This window comes from Polaromonas sp. P3_C2, from assembly GCF_056402675.1.
Window position 1 is genome coordinate 1 of record NZ_JBFUGX010000446.1, and the last position, 3470, is coordinate 3470.

Genomic DNA, 3470 nt, shown 5'->3' on the forward strand with positions numbered 1-3470 from the left:
CCACTCCAGCCATGCCGCGCAGCCCTCCTCCAGCACGGGCATGCCGAGCACCGGCCCCGTGCGGGCCTTCAAGCCGTATTGCGCAAACTTGTCGCCCGTGCGGCCGGACTCACTGCCGACTGCATGCGTCAAGCCGGCCAGGGCCGTGCACGGAAGACATATGCCGAAGCCGCCGCTGGCGGTGATGAGTTCACGCGTATAGGTTTTCTTGTCGATCACGATGGCAATGCGAGGCGGCGTGAACTCCACGGGCATCGACCAGGCGGCGGCCATCACGTTGCGCGCCGTGCCGTGCGCGCTCGTCACCAAAACCGTTGGGCCGTGATTGATCAGGCGGCTGGCGTGTGCGAGGGCGACTTCCTTGAAGTGTGTCATGTCATTTCTTCCTGGTGCATTTCATGCTGCCGATTATGTTGGGCCCGACGCGTTTCAGGGCGGGCTGCTCCCCTCGCCCCGTTCCTCGCTACTTCTTCGTGTAGTCTTCCAGCGGCTTGTCGCTCAGGTTGGCCCATGCCGCCCTGGTCAGCTCCGATGCGGGCATGCCTACCTGTGTGTTGTTCGGCGGTATCGGCTGGACAAACCATTTGTCATAGAGCTTTGCGACCTCGCCGCTTTTCGCCATTCTGGCAATGCTGGCGTCCACCGCCTGTTTAAAGGGGGCATCCCCTTTGGGCAGCATGATGGCAATCGGCTCGACGCTCAGGACTTCTTTCAGCACCACATAGTTTTTCGGCTGTTTTGACTGGGAAATCATGGTGGCCAGGATCTGGCCGTCCGCCACGAACGCTTCGGCCCGGTCATTTTCAAGAAGCAGGAAACCTTCGCTGTTGTCCTTGCCATAAACCTCCTTGAAGTCGACGCCCGCCGCGCGTTCGTGCTTGCGGATAAGCTGGACGGCTGTAGCGCCAGATGTGGCKGACACGGTCTTGTTGGCAAGCTGGGACAGGCTGGTGATTCCGGTCCTGGTTTTGGTGGCGACGCGGACTTCTTCAATATAGAGCGTGGGTGCGAAGGCAACATCCTTTTGGCGTGCGGCGTTGTTCGTCGTTGTCCCGCACTCCAGGTCTACCGTGCCGTTCTGGACGAGCGGGATCCGGTTCTGCGCGGTGACGGACTGGTAACGCACGTCCAGCTTCGCCAGGCCCAGCTGTTTCTGGATATCCGCGATCACCCTTTTGCAGATGTCCACATGAAACCCTGTGTATTCGCCTGCGCCCAGCGTATAGGACATGGCGCCGGAGGCTTCACGGACGCCCATGGTGACGGCTGCCGTCTCCTTGATCTTCTTGAGCGTGTCGATTGGCTGCGCGGTGGCCGCAGCTCCCGCCAGGGTGAACGCTGCGGCAATGCCCGAACAGGCTACCAATTTCATCATCATGCTTCCTTCACTTGGCAAACAGGCTGTCGAGCGTGGCGAAGGCTTTGAACTCGATGGCGTTTCCGGACGGGTCGAGGAAGAACATGGTGGCCTGTTCACCGGGCTCACCCTTGAAACGGACGTAGGGTTCGATGACGAACTGCGTGCCCCCTGCTTTCAACCGGGCCGCCAGGACATCCCACTCGCCGAGGGACAGGATCGCGCCGAAGTGGCGAACCGGGACGTTGTGGCCGTCAACGGCGCTGGTCTGGCGGTGGCCGCACTCGTCGGGCGCCAGGTGCGCCACGATCTGGTGGCCGTAGAAGTTGAAGTCGACCCATTCGCTGGAGCTGCGGCCTTCGGGGCAGCCCAGTAATTCACCGTAAAACCGGCGTGCGACGGCGAGGTCGTGGACAGGGAACGCCAGATGAAATGGCGGAAGCGCTTTGGCGGGAGTGGTTGCGTTTGGCGTGGTCATCGAAAGCCTCTTTGAGTCGTGGAAGCCGCACTTTAGGTCGATTGATGCACTTTGAAAAACGATATATATTCAACCTGAGAATCAATAATTTCGATGAATTAATGGGAAACCCATGTGATTACCGAGCTGAAAACCTTGATCGCGGTGGTGCGTTACGGCGGCTTTTCCGCCGCCGGCGGCCAGATTGGACTGACCCAGTCCGCCGTGAGCAGCCAGATCCAGCGGCTGGAAGAGTCCCTCGGGCTGGCGCTCTTTGACCGTACACGGCGTTCCGCGGTGCTCAACGAAGCGGGCGCCAGGGTGCTCGCGCGTGCCGAAGAGATTGTTCTGCTGTTCTCCAAACTGGGCGATGCGGGCACCGATGACGAGCTTGCCAGCACCCTGCGGATCGGCGCCATTGCCTCTGTTCAGTCTTCGGTGCTTCCCCGAGCACTGGCGGCACTGAGGAAGGAAAACCCGAAACTGCTCGTCCACATTGCTCCCGGCGTGTCCATGAAGCTGATGGACCAGCTCGACAGTGCTGAGATCGACGCGGCGGTGATGATCCGACCCCCGTTCGGCATCCTGCCGGAAATGACCTGGCAAACCTTGATGTACGAACCCTTCAAGTTGCTCGTGCGCAAGGAAATCAAAGGGCGGGACTGGCGCGCATTGCTCCAGTCGCAGCCTTTTTTGCGCTACGAGCGCACGTCTTTCGGTGGGCGTCTGGTGACCCGGTTCCTGCGCGAGAACAAACTGGCGGTGCAGGACTCCATCGAGCTTGACGAGATCACGGGCCTGATGAACCTTGTCGCCGAAGGCCTGGGGGTTGCGCTGGTGCCGATGGTGGAGGCCTACCTGCCCATGCCGCCGGGAGTGCGCGCAATCTCCCTGGGCGAAAAAACGTTTTACCGCGAGATCGGCATCCTGCGCAAAGGCATGAGTGCCCGCCGGCGCATCACGCAGGCCCTTGAAAGATGTCTTCGCGAGGCCCTGTCGCCGCCTGTTCCATAAAGTTTTTTGCCATCAAGATCGGCAGCGCTTGTGACACCGGGGATGCTGCCGGAGGCTCATCACCGTCGTGCCAGATGCCGTCCAGATGGTCACCGGCCGTGACCCCGGTTGGACTCCATCCAGCTGGCCAGTGCGGCTTCATAGGTAGCCGAGGCACTTGCAAGCCGAAATTCGGCACTGGCTGACCCGGCGCGCCCGGCAACAAAGCCTTGCCATCCGTCGCCGTCTTCTGCTTCATAGATGCATAGATCGAAGTCGCCCGGTGGGGGACTGTCACCCAACATAAGGATGGTCGCGTCGTGCACCTTGTGAACCTTCATAGAGGGGCATTAGGCCACGAAACACCCTGTGCACGCGAACTGCAAACGTTGTGACCACCCGGCAAAGTGCCCGCAGGTAAATATTACCCAGCCCCAAAGAAAAAGGCTTCAAAACCGAAGTTTCGAAGCCTTTTATGCTGTTCTCAACGTAACGCCGAGAGAGCGGGTTGGCAACGGCATCTCTGCCGTTGACGGGGTTTGCAGGGCTTAGTAGCCGCCGCGACCACCGCCGCCGCCGTAGCCGCCGCCACCGGAACGGTCGCCGCCGCCACCGTAGCCGCCACCACCGCCGCCGCCGAAGCCGCCGCTACGTGGAGGACGT

5 protein-coding genes are annotated in these 3470 nt (G+C 61.0%); 1 reads left to right on the forward strand and 4 read right to left on the reverse strand.

Translation table 11 applies throughout. The features are described from left to right. The 3 genes from AC1DWI_RS16850 to AC1DWI_RS16860 all read right to left on the reverse strand — a co-directional run. The coding region (locus AC1DWI_RS16850) for a flavin reductase family protein (RefSeq protein WP_477725259.1) at positions 1 to 375 on the reverse strand (375 nt) is incomplete at its 3' end. Between the two features lie 88 nt (positions 376 to 463). Next, entirely contained in the window at positions 464 to 1378 is a 915-nt protein-coding gene (locus AC1DWI_RS16855; RefSeq protein WP_477670913.1) for an amino acid ABC transporter substrate-binding protein, read from the reverse strand. A 7-nt stretch (positions 1379 to 1385) separates the two neighbouring features. Beyond that, positions 1386 to 1835 (reverse strand): VOC family protein, encoded by a 450-nt coding sequence (locus AC1DWI_RS16860; protein ID WP_477670914.1) that lies wholly within the window; start codon positions 1833 to 1835, stop codon positions 1386 to 1388. Between the two features lie 114 nt (positions 1836 to 1949). Here AC1DWI_RS16860 and AC1DWI_RS16865 point away from each other — a divergent pair, with 114 nt between their 5' ends. Further along, on the forward strand, positions 1950 to 2828 hold the full coding sequence (locus tag AC1DWI_RS16865; RefSeq protein ID WP_477670915.1) for a LysR family transcriptional regulator: 879 nt from the start codon (positions 1950 to 1952) through the stop codon (positions 2826 to 2828). 89 nt (positions 2829 to 2917) lie between these two features. Here AC1DWI_RS16865 and AC1DWI_RS16870 read toward each other — a convergent pair whose 3' ends face one another. After that, positions 2918 to 3148 carry a hypothetical protein gene (locus tag AC1DWI_RS16870; protein WP_457278690.1) on the reverse strand — a complete coding sequence of 77 codons (231 nt, stop codon included), beginning with the start codon at positions 3146 to 3148 and terminating at the stop codon, positions 2918 to 2920. Between the last annotated feature and the right edge of the window lie 322 nt (positions 3149 to 3470).